The organism is Pseudomonas sp. LTGT-11-2Z (assembly GCF_003691445.1).
GTDB lineage: Bacteria > Pseudomonadota > Gammaproteobacteria > Pseudomonadales > Pseudomonadaceae > Aquipseudomonas > Aquipseudomonas monteilii.
This window is the reverse complement of record NZ_CP033104.1, coordinates 2649984-2665909: the sequence shown is the minus strand read 5'-3', so window position 1 is coordinate 2665909 and position 15926 is coordinate 2649984. Positions and strand designations below refer to the sequence as shown.

The following is a 15926-nucleotide window of genomic DNA, read 5'->3' as shown; positions in this document are numbered from 1 at the left end:
CGCCCCTCACAGGGCTGACCCATGCGCATCGCGATCATCGGCACCGGCATTGCCGGCCTCACCTGCGCCCACCTGCTGTCACGCCGAAACGAGGTCACGGTGTTCGAGGCAGCGCAGCGGGTTGGCGGGCATACCCATACCGTGGATGTGCACTGGCAGGGCCAACACTATGCCGTCGATACCGGCTTCATCGTGTTCAACGACTGGACCTACCCGCACTTCATCCGCCTGCTCACGCATACAGCCTGGCCGCGTTGGCGGCACAGGCCCGCCAGCACGAACTGCAAGGACCATTGCACAGCTATTACTGCGGCGCTTACTGGGCCAACGGCTTTCACGAAGACGGTGTGCTGAGCGCGCTGAACGTGGCCCGGCATTTTGGAGAGCAGCTGTGAACAGCAGCCTGTGCCATGGGTGGGTCAGCCACAAGCGCCTGAGCCCGAGGCCGCATGCGTTTCGCTACCGGATCGGCATGCTCTACCTGGACCTGAACGAACAACAGCAGTTGACGAACCTGTGCCGCTGGCTTGGGCCCTCACGGCTGGCCCCCCTGTGCTGGCGCGAAACCGACTACCTGCCAGCGCTGACCCGCCAAGGTAAGCCCTTGGTCGAAGCCGCCCGGCAACTGGTCGGCCAAGCGATTGGCCAGGTGCCCGAAGGCGCCGTGCACCTGCTTACCCAACCGCGCTGCTGGGGGTTGTCCTTCAACCCGGTGAGCACCTACTTATGCCATGACCGACAGGGCCAGCTGGTAGCCGTGCTGCTGGAGGTACGCAACACCCCATGGCGTGAACGCTTCCACTATGTGCTCCCCGTGGACGGCGACCTGGCCCGGGCATTTTCCGTGGCCAAGGCTTTCCATTCCAGCGCTTGTGGGAGTTCTACCTGTGCTATTGCCAGGGCGGTTTCGAGGAGCGGACCATCGGCGTGGCTCAATTGCTCTGGGCCGCACCGCAGGCGCGTCGGGCACCGCTGCTGGACCGGTGCAAGCCTACAGCTGCACCAGCCGCTCACGCAGAAAATCGACAAAGCCCTGTACCGGCCGGGCCACCTGACGGTGTTGCGGATACACCGCCGATAGCTGCAATGCCGGCGGCGTCCAGTCCTCAAGCACACTCACCAGCCGCCCCGCCGCCAACGCCTGCCCCACAATGAAGGTCGGCAGATACGTCACCCCCATCCCGGCGATGGCTGCATCCCGGAGCAACTCACCGTTGTTCGCACGCATCCGCCCTGCCACCTGAATCGCCTGCGCCTTGCCGCCCTGGCGGAACTGCCACTGCACCTGACGCGAATGCCCATAAGGCAGGCAGTCATGCCCTGCCAGTTCGTCCGGTGCTGTCGGCACGCCCCGCGCTCGCAGGTAATCCGGGCTCGCGCAGTACACCCGCTCGACACGGGCAATACGCCGTGCAATCAGGCTGGAATCCTCCAGCGCGCCAATGCGCAGTGCCAGGTCGTAACCCTCGCCGATCAGGTCTACGGCCCGGTCACTCAGGTCTACCTCCACATCCACCTGAGGGTGCAATTGCAGGAACTCGGTCAGCAGGCAACCCAGGTGTGCCATGGCAAATGACAGTGGCGCGCTCAGGCGCAAGGTGCCGCGCAAGGCCTGGGCCTGGCCGCTGATGTCGTGCTCCACCTGCTGCACTTCACCCAGCAAACGCAGCGCCGACTGGTAGTAGTGCTGGCCTAGCGGCGTGGCGTCCAGGCGCCGGGTGGAGCGGTTGAGCAGGCGCACGCCAAGACGCTCTTCAAGCTGCATCAGGCGCCGGCTGACCGATTGCTTGGACATCCCCAGGCGATCGGCGGCGGCGGTGAAACTGCCGGCTTCCATGACCTGGGCAAAAATGCGCATGTCTTCGTAGGGGTTCATTGTCTCGCTCATAGTGACAGTCAAACGCTTTATAGCGGCTTTTTCCCGCGAATGCATCTGCCTAATCTACGCACAAGTCGCAGCGATGGCCCGGCAGGCCAGGCAAGACGCCCATTACCAACACTTGCATAGAAAAGGATTCGCTCATGAACATTGTCCACAAAGTCCTCACCGCTTCCCTTCTGACCCTGTCCGTCTCCAGCGCCTTCGCCGCTGGCAGCCCAGGTGTCGAGCAACACACCCTGGCCTTCCTCCAAGCCCTGGAACAAGGCGGTGGCAAGCCACTGGAGCAACTCAGCCCGAAAGACGCCCGCGCAGTGCTCAGCGGCGCCCAGGCTTCGGTCAAAGTCGACCTCTCCGGTATCGAGGTAAAAGAGCGCACCATTCAAGCCAACGGCGAGTCGATCAAGCTGCAAGTGGTACGCCCGGCCAACGTCAAGGGCGACCTGCCGGTGTTCATGTTCTTCCACGGCGGCGGCTGGGTGCTGGGCGACTTCCCGACCCACCAGCGGCTGATCCGCGACCTGGTGGTCGGCTCGGGTGCGGTAGCGGTCTACGTGGACTATGCCCCCTCGCCAGAAGCGCACTACCCGACGGCGATCAACCAGGCCTATGCCGCTACCCGCTGGGTGGCCGAGCATGGCAAGGAAATCGGCGTTGACGGCAAACGTCTGGCCGTAGCCGGCAACAGCGTGGGCGGTAACATGGCTGCGGTGGTAGCACTCAAGGCCAAAGAAGCCGGCACCCCTGCCCTGCGCTTCCAGTTGCTGCTGTGGCCGGTGACCGATGCCAGCTTCGAGACGGCATCGTACAAACAGTTTGCCGAAGGGCACTTCCTGACCACGCGGATGATGAAGTGGTTCTGGGACAACTACACCACCGATGCCAAGGCACGGAACCAGATCTACGCCTCGCCGCTGCGGGCCAGCAGTGAACAGCTGAAAGGGTTGCCGCCAGCACTGGTGCAGACCGCCGAATTCGATGTGCTGCGCGATGAAGGTGAGGCGTATGCCCGCAAGCTGAATGCGGCCGGCGTGACCGTGACTTCGGTGCGCTACAACGGGATGATTCATGACTATGGGCTGTTGAACCCGTTGAGCCAGGTGCCGGCGGTAAAGGCGGCGATGAGGCAGGCGGGTACCGAACTTAAAGAGCATCTGCAGTGAGTCGATAATCAAAAGACCCGCCTAGGCGGGTCTTTTGCTTCTATTGCGGAAATGGCCCGCAGGCTTCAATGAATCTGCCATCGGTGCGGCTATCTATGCCACCGTCCGCCCCGATGTAGATATCGATACTTGGCCATCTGGGTTTGGCACGGATGCAGTGCGATTTCCCACGGTTGTTCCAATACAACTCCATGAAAAACTGGTCGTTCGGGAAAATGTGGCCAGCGCCGCCGGTGGCTTCACCCGGGTAGATCTCGCCTTTTGATATGTCGTGCTGGACATTCAAGATGTAGCCGAGGCGCCCTTGGCCTTTGTCAGAAAAATGAAAACTCACCTGAGGTGTGGCGAAATACCAAAAAATGATAGGCGAAAGCAATATCACCACTACCCAGCGCCAGATATGCCGTTTCGGCTTATTCGCAGGCGTGATCAACTATGGCACCTCCCCAGCTTGAGCGTGGCAATGCTAACACTCCGGCCATGAGCATCTTTGCCGTAATCCCACCATTTTGGTGCAGCTTGTGCAGAGTCGATGACCAAAAGACCCGTCCAGGCAGGTCTTTTGCTTCTATGGCGGAAATGGCCCGCAGGCTTCAATGAATCTGCTATCAGTGCGGCTATCTATGCCACCGTCCGCCCCGATGTAGATATCGATCCTGGGCCACTTGGGTTTGGCCCGAATACAGTGCCACTTTCCACGATTGTTCCAATCGAGTTGCATGAAAAATTGGTCGTTCGGGAAAATATGCCCTGCGCCGCCTGTGGCTTCACCTGGGTATATTTCACCTTTTGAAATGTTATCTTGAACATTCAAGATATAGCCGAGACGCCCTTGGCCTTTGTCAGAAAAATGAAAGCTTACCCAAGGTGTAGCGACATACCAAAAGACGATTGGGACGAGCATTATCGCGACCACCCAGCGCCAGAAATGCCGTTTCGGTTTAGTTGCAGACATGATCACGTACGCTGCCTCCCCAACTTGAAAGTGGTAATGCTAATACCTCGTCCATGAGCACCTTTGCCGTAATCCCACCGTTTGATTGCTGCTTATACAGTTTGATGCCAATATTGATAGAGACACGATCGCCTATATCATCCCAAGCCCGCATCCCGTCGATGTCTGCGTAGCGACGAGGTCCATCTTGCTCATCCCAATCTTGAACCTTCCGAATGGTGTCTGATGCAACCTGCTCAAGTCCGGCACCGTCCAGAAGAACGCTTTCAGACAGGCCACCAGCCCGCCCTACATAGCCGTAGTGGATGTTTGACCAGATGTCGTAGTAGTAGTCAACTTCACCTTGTTTATGCCAAACCCCACTGAATTGTTGCCTGATGGCCTTTTTATGATCCCATGGTCTGTTCTGACCCACCCGCTCTGTCCAAAGCGCCATCGCGGCAGCAGTGTTGCCAATCATCATTGCTTGAAAGTCAGGCGGTAAAAGACGTGCATACCAAGGCAGTTTTTGAAATTTTGCATGTTTCTCTGTCGCGTCAAAGCTGGTTAGCTTCCGCATTTTCAGCACGGATGGGTGTGTGATGTTGCGATTCATTTCTCCAGCAATGTAGCTGGCAACCTGCTCCATCATGTCAGGATGTTTGCAGATTACGGGCTGCGGTTTTGCTTCTGATAGCGAAGCTTTCAAGGGGGAAGTGGAGCCGGCTTGGCCTGATGTTGCCGCCTGGCTTGTCTGCTGTGCCGCCGAGGGGCTTGCCGCCAAGCCACGTCCCCCCATGGCCACGACACCGTTACTACCCTCTGGACAGCCACACTTGACCAGCGCCCCATCTACCACAGCTGGTTTTCCTTCGATGTTGAAGAACGGGACTCCCTCAACAATGACGCCGGGCCTCTTGCAATTCGGGCACTCAGTGGTGATATCTCCCAGCCTCAGCGCCCGCTGGTTGTTCGCGCGGTAGTGGGTGCTGCTGGCAATGCACACCGCACCGGTGGTGGTGAGGTCGCCATCGAGTGCCTGTCCTTTGCCGTGTATCGATACACGTGTCATAAGTAGCTCCCTGCATGGAAAGTCTGGAAGCTATCACCCATGCAATGGACGGGAACCGATCAGTCCCCAAAACAGAAATGTCCTACAAAAGGCCATGTCCGACTGTCACTTGTCACGAGACAGTAATTCAACACCAACACCGTTTTTCCAACATTCAGGTGACAGTAAAGTTATCTCCATCAACAGCACGGCAGCCCTCCCGGCCCCGGCTTTCAAGGAGAATCACCATGCTCACCCTACGCAACGCCCAAGACCGTGGCCTGGCCTTCCACGGCTGGCTGAAGTCCTTCCACACCTTCTCGTTCGGCCATTACCGCAACCCGGACGAGCAAGGTTTCTCCGACCTGCTGGTGATCAACGACGACCGCGTCATCGCTGGCAAGGGCTTTGGCCAACACCCTCACCGCGACATGGAAATTTTCAGCTACGTGCTGGAAGGCGCGTTGGAGCACAAGGACACGCTGGGTACCGGCTCGGTGATACGCCCGGGCGATGTGCAACTGATGAGCGCAGGCCACGGCGTGGCCCATAGCGAGTTCAACCACAGCCAGGCGCAGCCGGTGCACTTTCTGCAGATCTGGATCGTGCCGAACGTGAAAGGCGCAACACCGCGTTACCAGCAACAGCATTTCAGTGCCGAGGAAAAGCGCGGCAAGCTACGCCTGATCATCTCGCCGGACGGTGCCGAGGGGTCGTTGCAGGTCAGGCAGAATGCGCGGGTGTATGCCGGTTTGTTCGACGGCGACGAACGCGCCACGCTGACCTTGCCGGAAAACCGCCATGCCTATGTGCATGTGGCCCGGGGCAGCATCGAGCTCAATGGGCAACTGCTGAATGAAGGGGATGGCGTGCGGGTCAGGCAGGAACAGGTACTTGAGCTGGGCAATGGGGTAGATGCCGAGGTGCTGGTGTTTGACCTGCGTCCGCATGAATTGCCAGGTATGCCTTGAACCGAGTCAGCCCTTTCGCGGGTAAAACTGCGAAAGGGCCGACAAATGCAACTCAAGCCTCGAACCCCTCCACAATGATCACCTCGGCCTTGGCCACGCCCTGGCGATGGCTGCAGGCCTCCTGATACAGCTCAGACCGGTAGCACGCCACCGCCTGCTCGTACGAATCGAACTCGATCACCACGCTACGCTGAGGGGTAGGCCGCCCTTCCATCGCCTCGCTGCGCCCGCCACGGGCCAGGAATCGGCCGCCGAACGCCTTGAAGGCAGCCGGGGCGCGCTGGGTGTACTGCTGGTATTGCTCGGGGTCGGTCACGTCCACATGGGCGATCCAATAGGCCTTCATGCGCTGCTCTCCTGTTACGGCGATATTTGTGTATGATGGTATACCATAAAAATCACCCCACCACAGTGAGCGTGCAACATGGCTTTCAATACCATCGAGGAACTTCTCGAGGACTACCGGCAAGGCAAGATGGTCCTGCTGGTGGATGACGAGGACCGGGAAAACGAAGGCGACCTGCTGATCGCGGCCGAGCGTTGCGACGCCCAGGCCATCAATTTCATGGCCCGCGAAGCGCGTGGCCTGATCTGCCTCACCCTGACCGATGAACATTGCCAACGCCTGGGGCTGGAACAGATGGTGCCCGCCAACGGCAGCGTGTTCAGCACGGCGTTTACCGTGTCGATCGAAGCAGCCACTGGCGTCACTACCGGCATCTCCGCCGCCGACCGGGCACGCACCGTGGCCGCGGCCATGGCCCCTGACGCTCGCCCGGAAGACCTGGTGCAACCCGGCCACATTTTCCCCCTGCGCGCCCGCGAAGGCGGCGTGCTGACCCGTGCCGGCCACACCGAAGCCGGCTGCGACCTGGCCCGCCTGGCCGGCTTCAGCCCGGCCTCGGTGATTGTCGAAGTGCTCAACGACGACGGTACCATGGCCCGCCGCCCGGACCTTGAAGTATTCGCCGCGCAGCATGGCATCAAGATCGGCACCATCGCCGACCTGATCCACTACCGCCTGAGCACCGAGCAGACCATCAAGCGCATCGGCGAACGCGAACTGCCGACCGTGCATGGCACCTTCCGCCTGGTCACCTATGAAGACCGCATCGAAGGCGGCGTGCACATGGCCATGGTCATGGGTGATATCCGCCGCGAGCAGCCGACCTTGGTGCGAGTGCATGTGATCGACCCGCTGCGCGACCTCGTAGGTGCCGAATACGCTGGGCCAGCCAACTGGACGTTATGGGCGGCCTTGCAGAAGGTGGCCGAGGAAGGGGCTGGTGTAGTGGTGATCCTGGCCAACCATGAATCCTCCCAAGCCCTGCTGGAGCGCGTGCCGCAGCTGACCCAGCCGTTGCGCCCTTATCAGCGCGGGCAATCGAAGGTGTACTCCGAAGTGGGCACCGGGGCACAGATTCTGCAGGACCTAGGCGTGGGCAAGCTTCGCCATCTGGGGCCTCCGCTGAAGTATGCCGGGCTGGCGGGGTATGAACTGGAGGTGGTGCAGAGCATTCCCTTCGAGCCCGGGATGCTCGGCTGAAAACACATAAGCATCTGATTTGGCGGGGCCCTGCGGGGCCCCGCAGCGTTTCTGAACGGGCGGAGTGATGGCCGGTCGCCTCATACCTCTTGCCAAAAGTTTGGAATACCATAATATGATATCCCGTAGACCTTGAATCTGCAGGCCGGCACCTACAATCACAAACGGCCACCCAGACACTTTGTTTTAGCTGCTCCCCGAACACTGTTGGCGGGCGCACCACAAGCCCCGCCTCGAATAACAAAAGCAACGAGGGCGTAACCATGCTGTTGAGCAAACGTGTAACCGCAGTGCTGTCCGCCAGCCTGCTGACCCTGGCCTGTGAAGCCGCAGTGGCCGCAGACAGCCTGAATTTCGTCAGCTGGGGCGGTACCACCCAGGACGCCCAGAAAGAAGCGTGGGCCGTCCCCTTCACCAAAGCCACCGACATCAAAGTCGTCCAGGACGGCCCAACCGACTACGGCAAGCTCAAGGCCATGGTCGAAAGCGGCAACGTGCAGTGGGACGTGGTCGACGTCGAAGCCGACTTTGCCCTGCGTGCCGCCAGCGAAGGCCTGCTGGAACCCCTCGACTTCAACCAGATCAAACGTGACAAGATCGACCCGCGTTTCGTTTCCGACCACGGCGTTGGCTCGTTCTTCTTCTCCTTCGTGCTGGGCTACAACGAAGGCAAGCTCGGTGCCAACAAGCCGGTTGACTGGACCGCGCTGTTCGACACCAAGACCTACCCCGGCAAACGCGCCCTGTACAAATGGCCGAGCCCCGGCGTGCTGGAACTGGCCCTGCTGGCCGACGGCGTAGCGCCCGACAAGCTGTACCCGCTGGACCTGGACCGCGCCTTCAAGAAACTCGACACCATCAAGAAAGACATCGTCTGGTGGGGCGGTGGCGCCCAGTCGCAACAGCTGCTGGCCTCGGGTGAGGCTTCGCTCGGCCAGTTCTGGAACGGCCGCGTCTACGCCCTGCAGCAAGATGGCGCGCCAGTGGGCGTGAGCTGGAAACAGAACCTGGTCATGGCCGACTTCCTGGTCATCCCCAAAGGCGCCAAGAACAAGGACGCGGCCATGAAGTTCCTGGCCAACGCCAGCAGCGCCGAAGGCCAGGCCGAGTTTGCCAACAAGACTGCCTACGCACCGGTGAATGTCGACAGCGTGTCCAAGCTCGACAAAAACCTGGCACCCAACCTGCCGACCGCCTACGCCCAGGACCAGGTCACCCTGGACTTCGCCTACTGGGCCAAGAACGGTCAGGCCATCGCCGCGCGCTGGAATGAGTGGTTGGTCAAATGAAAGTCGCCATCAACGCCCTGCATAACGCGCAAGGTGCCCCCACGGGTACCGGCGCCTCGGGTACCGCCCCACGCCGCGCCAGCCTGAGCCAGCGCTGGAAAGGCAGCCGCAACCTGCTGCCGGCCCTGCTGTTCCTTGGCCTGTTCTTCTTCGCCCCGCTGGTCGGCCTGTTGCTGCGCGGGGTGCTGGAGCCAACGCCGGGGCTGGGCAACTACGAGCAGTTGTTCGCCAACTCGGCCTACGCACGGGTGCTGTTCAACACCTTCTCGGTGGCCGGCGTGGTCACCCTGATCAGCGTGCTGCTGGGCTTCCCGCTGGCCTGGGCAATCACCCTGGTGCCCAAGGGCTGGGGCCGCTGGTTGCTGAACATCGTGCTGCTGTCGATGTGGACCAGCCTGCTGGCGCGTACCTACTCGTGGCTGGTGCTGCTGCAAAGCTCGGGGGTGATCAACAAGGCGTTGATGGCCATGGGTATCATCGATACCCCGCTGGAAATGGTGCACAACCTCACCGGCGTGGTGATCGGCATGAGCTACATCATGATCCCGTTCATCGTGCTACCGCTGCAAGCGACCATGCACGCCATCGACCCGATGGTGCTGCAGGCCGGTTCCATCTGCGGCGCCAGCCCATGGACCAACTTCTGGAAGGTGTTCCTGCCGCTGTGCCGCTCGGGGTTGTTCTCCGGGGCGCTGATGGTGTTCGTGATGTCGCTCGGTTACTACGTCACCCCGGCGCTGCTGGGCGGGGCACAGAACATGATGCTGCCCGAATTCATCATCCAGCAGGTGCAGTCGTTCCTCAACTGGGGCCTGGCCAGCGCCGCCGCCGCACTGCTGGTGGTGATCACCCTGGTGCTCTTCTACCTGTACCTGAAGCTGCAGCCGGAATCCCCGGTTGGCAACGCGAGGTAACCGCCATGCTCCTGTCTCCCAATGCCATGGGCCGCCCGCTGCGCACGGGCCTGTACCTGACCACCGGGGTCATTGCGGCCTTCCTGCTGCTGCCGGTGGTGTTCATCGTGTTGCTGTCGTTCGGCTCGTCCCAGTGGCTGGTGTTTCCGCCACCGGGCTGGACCTTCAAGTGGTACGACCAGTTCTTCTCCAACCCGGAGTGGATGGACGCCGCGCTGGCCAGCCTCAAGGTGGCCGTGCTGACCACCATTGCCGCCGTGCTGCTGGGCCTGCCCAGTGCATTCGCTTTGGTACGGGGCCGCTTCCCGGGCCGCGAGCTGCTGTACGGGCTGTTCACCATGCCGATGATCGTGCCACTGGTGATCATCGCCGTGGCGGTGTACGCCCTGTTCCTCAAGCTCGGCTACACCGGCACGCTGTTCGCCTTCGTGGTCAGCCATGTGATCGTTGCCCTGCCCTTCACCATCATCTCGATCATCAACTCGCTGAAACTGTTCGACCAGTCGATCGAGGATGCCGCGGTGATCTGCGGCGCCTCGCGCCTGCAGGCCATCTTCAAGGTCACCTTCCCGGCCATTCGCCCGGGGATGATCGCCGGCGGCCTGTTCGCCTTCCTGGTGTCGTGGGATGAAGTGGTGCTGAGTGTGATGATGGCCAGCCCCGACCTGCAGACCCTGCCAGTGAAGATGTGGACCACCCTGCGCCAGGACCTCAGCCCGGTCATCGCCGTGGCCTCGACCCTGCTGATCGGCTTATCGCTGCTTGTGATGTTCATTGCCGCCGCCTTGCGCCGGCGCACCGAAACAAACGCCTGAGCGCGCGGAGAAAACAACAATGAGTGCAGTGATCAAAGACAACGCGCCCGGCAAGACCCTGGTCAGCCTGCGCGGCCTGAACAAACACTACGGCGATTTCACCGCCGTGGACAACCTCGACCTGGAAATCCAGGACGGCGAGTTCCTGACCTTCCTCGGCTCCAGCGGCTCGGGCAAATCCACCACCCTTTCGATGCTGGCCGGCTTCGAAACGCCCAGCAGTGGCGAGATCCTGGTCGATGGCCAGTCGCTGGTGAACGTGCCGCCACACAAGCGTGATATCGGCATGGTGTTCCAGCGCTACTCGCTGTTCCCGCACCTGAACGTGCGCGACAACATTGCCTTCCCGCTGGCCATTCGCAAGCTCAACGCGGCCGAAACCGTCAAGCGCGTCGATGCCATGCTCAAGCTGGTACAGCTGGAAAAGTTCGCCCACCGCAAGCCTTCGCAAATGTCCGGAGGCCAGCAACAGCGTGTGGCCATTGCCCGGGCGCTGGTGTACGAGCCGCGCATCCTGTTGATGGACGAACCGCTCGGTGCGCTGGACAAGAAACTGCGCGAAGACCTGCAGGACGAGCTGCGCCAGCTGCACCGTCGGCTCGGCATCACCATCGTCTACGTCACCCACGACCAGGAAGAAGCCATGCGCCTGTCCCAGCGCATCGCCATTTTCAGCCATGGCAAGATCGTCGGCCTGGGCACCGGTTACGACCTGTACCAGAACCCGCCGAATGCCTTTGTCGCGTCGTTCCTGGGCAACTCCAACTTCCTGCGTATCAAGGCCAGCAGCAATGGCGCGGGCAGTTTCGAGGGCCAGCCGGTGGCCATTCGCCTGACCCCGGGCCTCACTGCCTCGCAGGATGCCCTGATCATGGTGCGCCCGGAAAAAGCCCTGGCCCTGACCGCCGAACAGGCTGCACGCGAGCCGCTGCCGGCGGGCTGGAACGAAGTCAGTGCCAAGGTTGGCGAAGTGCTGTTCCTGGGTGAGAGCCAGACCTGCCATGTGGTGACGGCGGGTGGTACCGAACTGACGGTGAAGGCGCTGTCGGCTGCGGGTATGCCTATGCAACCTGGCGATAGCGTGAAAGTGCGCTGGGCGGTGGCGGATGCATGTATCTATACCGAGTGGGCCGAAAGTGATTTGAGCAAGTCGGCCGGGGCGCATTGAGATCGCGGGGGCCGCTTTGCGGCCCCTACCGACTGTCACATTATCATCACGCCACTGTCGTAATCTGCCGGCCAACTCTATGCCATAGGTCACCCGGCATGCTGCGCCTGCTTGTCTTGCTGCTCACCCTGCTACCGCTAGCGACCCCGGCCGAGCCCGCTCACCTGCGCGTCCAGGGCTCCAACACCATCGGCGCCGCCTTGCTGCCGGCACTGGTGCAGGGGCAATTGCGTGCGCAGCGAGCCACCGCCATCCAACAGCAACCGGGCAACGTCGCCAACGAGACCGTAATCACCGCGCAGGACGATCATGGCCAGCCAATACGCATCGATGTTGCCGCTCACGGGTCCAGCACCGGTTTCATCGCCCTCGGCCGTGGCGACGCCGACCTGGCGGCCGCCTCGCGGCCGATCAACGACAGCGAATTGCATCAGTTACGTGCTCTGGGCGACCTGCGCGCTGCCAGCGCCGAACAAATCATCGGCCTGGACGGCGTGGCGGTCATCGTCCACCCTGACAACCCGCTGCCACAACTGAACACCCAGCAACTGGCGCAGATTTTTTCCGGGCAGATCCAGCGCTGGGAACAATTGGGCATTGCTGGCGGCGCCATCCACCTCTATGCCCGTGACGACCGCTCCGGCACGTACGAGACGTTCAAGGCGCTTGTGCTGGAGCCGCTGCACGACGAACTATCAGCCAAGGCGCGGCGCTTCGAGTCCAGCGACGAGCTGGCTTCGCAAGTAGCCACCGACCGTCAGGCCATCGGCTTCAGTAGCCTGGCCGCAGTGCATGGTGCCAAGGTGCTAGCGGTGGCCGAAGGCGACGCACCCGCCATGCTGCCAGAGCGCGCGCTGGTGGCCAGCGAAGACTACCCGCTGTCACGGCGCCTTTACTTCTATCTGCCGGCCAACCCCAAGCCACAGGCCAAGGCCCTGGCCGATTTCGCCCAAAGCCCGGCTGGCCAGGCGATCGTTGCCCAGCAGGGTTTCGTGTCACAGCAGATCAAGGCTCAGCCGGTTCCGCCCCTGGCCGACATGCCGCCACGCTATCGCACCCTGGCCCAGAAAGCGCAGCGGCTGAGCGTGAACTTCCGCTTTCAGGAAGGCAGTGCCAGCCTCGACAACAAGGCCCTGCGCGATGTGCAGCGGGTGGTCGAATACCTGCGCCAGGCCGGCAAGTTGCAGAGCAAGGCCGTGCTGGTAGGGTTTGGCGACCCCAAGGAAACGCCCGGGCGCGCTGCCCTGCTCTCCCGCCTTCGCGCCCAGGCCGTGCGCCGCGAGCTGGCACGCGATGGTGTCGAGGTGCTTGAGGTAACAGGCATGGGCGATGAACTGCCAGTGGCCGGCAATGAACTGGAGCAAGGGCGCCTGCGTAACCGTCGGGTAGAGGTGTGGGTGTATTGAAGCCGTGATTGCGGCCCTGGCAAAGAAATGTAACAGCTCCCCATTCGGCACCCATGGCAAACGGGTCTAGGCTCTAGCCCATGTGATACCGGGCCCCTCTGACGGCTGCCAAGCCGCCATGTCGGATCACTGTTGCCTTGCAACGTCGACATTCAAGGAGGGGCTCATGACAGCTCTGCACGCATTCCTCACCACCCCCGTTCTCGGTACCAGCGCCTGGTTGTGGCTGGTGTTCATGGCCATCGTCATCGGTTTGCTGGTGCTCGACCTGGGCGTGCTGCACCGGCACGACCGGGAAATCGAAATGCGCGAAAGCCTGCTGCTGTATTCGGGCTATTTCAGCGTCGGTGTACTGTTCGGCGCCGGCGTCTGGTACCAGCTGGGCGCCCAGTCGGCGCTGGAGTTCTACACCGGCTTCCTGGTCGAGCAGTCGCTGTCGATGGACAACGTGTTCGTCATGGCGATGATCTTCAGCTACTTCGCCATCCCCCGCCGCTACCAGCACCGCGTACTGTTCTGGGGCATCCTGGGGGTGGTGTTCCTGCGGGCGATCATGATCGGCGTGGGCGCGGCGCTGGTGCAGAACTTTGCCTGGGTGCTGTACCTGTTCGGCGCCTTCCTGCTGTTCACCGGGGTGAAGATGGCGCTGTCAAAAGAAGACAGCCACCCGGACTTGGCCAACAACCCGATCATCAAGTTCGTACGCCGGCACATGCGGGTCACCGACCAGATCCACGGCTCGCACTTCTTCGTGCGCAAGACCCCGCCTGGGCACAGTAAGGCCCTGCGCTATGCCACCCCATTGTTTCTGGCGCTGGTGCTGATCGAACTGGCCGACCTGGTGTTCGCCGTCGACAGCGTGCCGGCGATCTTCGCCATTACCCAGGACCCGTTCATTGTCTACACCTCCAACATCTTCGCCATCCTTGGGCTGCGCTCGCTGTACTTCGCGCTGTCGGCGCTGATGCACCGGTTCGTTTACCTCAAGTACGCGCTGGCGTTGGTGTTGATCTTTATTGGCTGCAAGATTTTCTACCACGGCATGGTGAGCAAGGTGCCGGCGTTGCTGTCGTTAGGGGTGACATTCGGGTTGCTGCTGGGTGGGGTGGTGGTTTCGTTGGTCAAGACCAGAGGACAGAAAGTGGCGGCCGAGTTTGAGCAACCGAATCCTGTTTCGAATGCGACCATGGCACGAGAAAAAGACGAAGACCCGCAACTGCGGGTCTGAGTTGCTGTGATGCAGCCTAACCAGGGTGGATTTTTTCCTAATCAATCCAACGATTTTTCCTACGCAAGGTATGCGAGTGGTCTGATTGTGAACACAGGAACAGCTTCGCCAGCATGGTGACTTTCCGCACAAGGAGTGCTCCATGCAAAAGCTGTCTATTCCTGACCTTTCCCAATTTCGTATCAACCGCAAGCTGGTTACAGTCGTTGGCATCCCGATCCTGGCCGCTGGCGTACTCGCAGCAATGTTCAATGAAGTGTTTTTCTATAACGAAGCGGGTCAGATGACCCATGTACGTACGATCTTTGGCGAAGAGAAAGTGGTTGAAGACGTTGGCTACGCCACAAAATGGTTTGGCCGCAGTACAGCCTGGCGCCGTACCATCGGCGTCCAATCTTCCTTGCGCATGGACAACCCGGAAGACACTCGCGGCGGCCATCCGTCCATCACACTGGACAATCTGCCCATCGTGTTTCTGGGCAATGTCGATGCGAAGGCAGAATTCAGTACCCAGTTTCGCCTGCCTTCGGGTGAAGCCTTCTTGAAAATCGCCCAAGAGTACCGCACGCCAGACAACTTCCTGCAACGTGCATTATTGCCGGCGGTAAAGGAAACACTGCAAGCCACGGCCTCACTGATGAGTGCCGACGATTACTATGCGGGTAACCGTAGTCACTTCGGTGCCGAGTTCGAGAATCAGCTGCGCAACGGCCTGTACTTGACCAGTCGCAAGGAGATCCGCGTTCAACGTGATAACCATCCGGCCCAAACCGCGATTCTGCAGGCTGGCACCGAACAGGGTAGTTTTGGCGACAACAGCGCTACGCGTTTCGTCATCGAAAAGAAGCTCGACAAAGATGGTCGGGAGTTGCGTAAGCAACAGCAATTCCGCCTGTTTGGCGTCGAAGTAGTCGACGCGCGTGTCACTCATATCGACCCCAACCCGCAGTATCAGCAACGTATGGTCCGCGTACAACAGGCGCTGGCCGAACTGGCCGTGGCTCGTCAAAACCGGCTCAAGGAAGAAGAAGAGAAGGAACTGGTCTCTGCTCGTGGTGCCAAGGACGTCGAGGCCAAACGTCAGGAAAGCCTGCGCCAGCAGATTGAACGTACCACCGAAGCCGAGACCGAAAAACAGCTTGCGCTAATCAACGCGGAACGGGAGAAGCGGCGCGCCGAGATCGACAAACAGACGGCCGAGTTGCTTCGGGACAAGGCCCGTGTCACTGCAGAAGCGACCAAGATCACGGCCGATGACGAAGCCTACGCCCGTGAGGCCACGCTCAAGGCGGATGGAGCCCTGCAAACCAAACTGGATGCGATGGTGAAGATCAACCGGGCCTGGGCAGAGGCTGCTGCAAGGGCGCCAGTGCCGAGCGTGATGATGGGGGGCCCCGAATCAGGCGTTGGGCGGCAGGATGAAATGAGCAAGCTCATGAGTGTACTGGCTACGAAGGCCGCCAAAGATCTGGTGATTGACCTGAAAACCAAGTAAGCCCTCACCGGCCTCTTCGCGGCTAAAGCCGCGAAGAGGCCGGTACAGGCTAACAACAATCAACGCC

15 protein-coding genes and 2 pseudogenes are annotated in these 15926 nt (G+C 60.9%); 12 read left to right on the top strand and 5 right to left on the bottom strand.

The genetic code is table 11. The features are described from left to right. Nucleotides 1-21: 21 nt before the first annotated feature. Both D8767_RS29195 and D8767_RS12460 read left to right on the top strand, forming a co-directional pair. A pseudogene (locus tag D8767_RS29195) lies at nucleotides 22-252 on the top strand (FAD-dependent oxidoreductase); the annotation flags it as partial. 139 nt (nucleotides 253-391) lie between these two features. Further along, a pseudogene (locus tag D8767_RS12460) lies at nucleotides 392-868 on the top strand (DUF1365 domain-containing protein); the annotation flags it as partial. Between the two features lie 123 nt (nucleotides 869-991). On the opposite strand, the gene D8767_RS12455 reads toward D8767_RS12460, so the two are convergent. Next, nucleotides 992-1876 carry a LysR family transcriptional regulator gene (locus D8767_RS12455; RefSeq protein WP_033723881.1) on the bottom strand — a complete coding sequence of 295 codons (885 nt, stop codon included), beginning with the start codon at nucleotides 1874-1876 and terminating at the stop codon, nucleotides 992-994. A gap of 146 nt (nucleotides 1877-2022) precedes the next feature. Between D8767_RS12455 and D8767_RS12450 the strand changes: the two genes are divergently transcribed. Continuing rightward, on the top strand, nucleotides 2023-3042 hold the full coding sequence (locus D8767_RS12450; protein WP_016711170.1) for an alpha/beta hydrolase: 1020 nt from the start codon (nucleotides 2023-2025) through the stop codon (nucleotides 3040-3042). A gap of 40 nt (nucleotides 3043-3082) precedes the next feature. Here the strand turns inward: D8767_RS12450 and D8767_RS12445 are convergent, their stop codons facing one another. The 3 genes from D8767_RS12445 to D8767_RS12435 form a co-directional block, all read right to left on the bottom strand. Beyond that, nucleotides 3083-3475 (bottom strand): hypothetical protein, encoded by a 393-nt coding sequence (locus D8767_RS12445; protein WP_231115689.1) that lies wholly within the window; start codon nucleotides 3473-3475, stop codon nucleotides 3083-3085. A 135-nt stretch (nucleotides 3476-3610) separates the two neighbouring features. After that, nucleotides 3611-3997 (bottom strand): hypothetical protein, encoded by a 387-nt coding sequence (locus tag D8767_RS12440; protein ID WP_231115690.1) that lies wholly within the window; start codon nucleotides 3995-3997, stop codon nucleotides 3611-3613. Next, entirely contained in the window at nucleotides 3984-5048 is a 1065-nt protein-coding gene (locus tag D8767_RS12435; protein ID WP_016711172.1) for a polymorphic toxin type 44 domain-containing protein, read from the bottom strand. Before D8767_RS12435 ends, D8767_RS12440 begins: the two co-directional genes overlap by 14 nt. A gap of 227 nt (nucleotides 5049-5275) precedes the next feature. On the opposite strand from D8767_RS12435, the gene D8767_RS12430 reads away from it, so the two are divergent. Continuing rightward, nucleotides 5276-5998: a pirin family protein gene (locus D8767_RS12430; protein WP_016711173.1), complete on the top strand. Its 723-nt coding sequence runs from the start codon at nucleotides 5276-5278 to the stop codon at nucleotides 5996-5998. Between the two features lie 52 nt (nucleotides 5999-6050). Here the strand turns inward: D8767_RS12430 and D8767_RS12425 are convergent, their stop codons facing one another. After that, nucleotides 6051-6344, bottom strand: a complete 294-nt coding sequence (locus D8767_RS12425) for a DUF1330 domain-containing protein (protein ID WP_016711174.1) — start codon at nucleotides 6342-6344, stop codon at nucleotides 6051-6053. Nucleotides 6345-6422: 78 nt separating this feature from the next. Here D8767_RS12425 and ribBA point away from each other — a divergent pair, with 78 nt between their 5' ends. From ribBA to D8767_RS12385, 8 genes are all read left to right on the top strand, one after another. Continuing rightward, entirely contained in the window at nucleotides 6423-7544 is a 1122-nt protein-coding gene (gene ribBA / locus D8767_RS12420) for a bifunctional 3,4-dihydroxy-2-butanone-4-phosphate synthase/GTP cyclohydrolase II (protein WP_016711175.1), read from the top strand. Between the two features lie 263 nt (nucleotides 7545-7807). After that, nucleotides 7808-8833 (top strand): ABC transporter substrate-binding protein, encoded by a 1026-nt coding sequence (locus tag D8767_RS12415; protein ID WP_016711176.1) that lies wholly within the window; start codon nucleotides 7808-7810, stop codon nucleotides 8831-8833. Continuing rightward, nucleotides 8830-9747 (top strand): ABC transporter permease, encoded by a 918-nt coding sequence (locus D8767_RS12410; RefSeq protein ID WP_016711177.1) that lies wholly within the window; start codon nucleotides 8830-8832, stop codon nucleotides 9745-9747. Before D8767_RS12415 ends, D8767_RS12410 begins: the two co-directional genes overlap by 4 nt. Before the next feature lie 5 nt (nucleotides 9748-9752). Further along, nucleotides 9753-10562 carry an ABC transporter permease gene (locus tag D8767_RS12405; RefSeq protein ID WP_016711178.1) on the top strand — a complete coding sequence of 270 codons (810 nt, stop codon included), beginning with the start codon at nucleotides 9753-9755 and terminating at the stop codon, nucleotides 10560-10562. Nucleotides 10563-10581: 19 nt separating this feature from the next. Further along, complete coding sequence (locus D8767_RS12400) at nucleotides 10582-11730, top strand: ABC transporter ATP-binding protein (RefSeq protein WP_016711179.1); 1149 nt, start codon at nucleotides 10582-10584, stop codon at nucleotides 11728-11730. A gap of 98 nt (nucleotides 11731-11828) precedes the next feature. Next, nucleotides 11829-13136, top strand: a complete 1308-nt coding sequence (locus D8767_RS12395) for a substrate-binding domain-containing protein (protein WP_016711180.1) — start codon at nucleotides 11829-11831, stop codon at nucleotides 13134-13136. Nucleotides 13137-13302: 166 nt separating this feature from the next. Next, nucleotides 13303-14364 carry a TerC family protein gene (locus D8767_RS12390; protein ID WP_016711181.1) on the top strand — a complete coding sequence of 354 codons (1062 nt, stop codon included), beginning with the start codon at nucleotides 13303-13305 and terminating at the stop codon, nucleotides 14362-14364. A gap of 142 nt (nucleotides 14365-14506) precedes the next feature. Continuing rightward, entirely contained in the window at nucleotides 14507-15859 is a 1353-nt protein-coding gene (locus D8767_RS12385; protein ID WP_016711182.1) for an SPFH domain-containing protein, read from the top strand. The last annotated feature ends 67 nt before the right edge of the window (nucleotides 15860-15926 follow it).

Coding starts and splice junctions, on each gene's coding strand:
- D8767_RS12455 (WP_033723881.1), bottom strand. CDS start 1,876: ATGAACCCCTACGAAGACATGCGCATTTTTGCCCAGGTCATGGAAGCC.
- D8767_RS12450 (WP_016711170.1), top strand. CDS start 2,023: ATGAACATTGTCCACAAAGTCCTCACCGCTTCCCTTCTGACCCTGTCC.
- D8767_RS12440 (WP_231115690.1), bottom strand. CDS start 3,997: ATGTCTGCAACTAAACCGAAACGGCATTTCTGGCGCTGGGTGGTCGCG.
- D8767_RS12435 (WP_016711172.1), bottom strand. CDS start 5,048: ATGACACGTGTATCGATACACGGCAAAGGACAGGCACTCGATGGCGAC.
- D8767_RS12430 (WP_016711173.1), top strand. CDS start 5,276: ATGCTCACCCTACGCAACGCCCAAGACCGTGGCCTGGCCTTCCACGGC.
- D8767_RS12425 (WP_016711174.1), bottom strand. CDS start 6,344: ATGAAGGCCTATTGGATCGCCCATGTGGACGTGACCGACCCCGAGCAA.
- ribBA (WP_016711175.1), top strand. CDS start 6,423: ATGGCTTTCAATACCATCGAGGAACTTCTCGAGGACTACCGGCAAGGC.
- D8767_RS12415 (WP_016711176.1), top strand. CDS start 7,808: ATGCTGTTGAGCAAACGTGTAACCGCAGTGCTGTCCGCCAGCCTGCTG.
- D8767_RS12410 (WP_016711177.1), top strand. CDS start 8,830: ATGAAAGTCGCCATCAACGCCCTGCATAACGCGCAAGGTGCCCCCACG.
- D8767_RS12405 (WP_016711178.1), top strand. CDS start 9,753: ATGCTCCTGTCTCCCAATGCCATGGGCCGCCCGCTGCGCACGGGCCTG.
- D8767_RS12400 (WP_016711179.1), top strand. CDS start 10,582: ATGAGTGCAGTGATCAAAGACAACGCGCCCGGCAAGACCCTGGTCAGC.
- D8767_RS12395 (WP_016711180.1), top strand. CDS start 11,829: ATGCTGCGCCTGCTTGTCTTGCTGCTCACCCTGCTACCGCTAGCGACC.
- D8767_RS12390 (WP_016711181.1), top strand. CDS start 13,303: ATGACAGCTCTGCACGCATTCCTCACCACCCCCGTTCTCGGTACCAGC.
- D8767_RS12385 (WP_016711182.1), top strand. CDS start 14,507: ATGCAAAAGCTGTCTATTCCTGACCTTTCCCAATTTCGTATCAACCGC.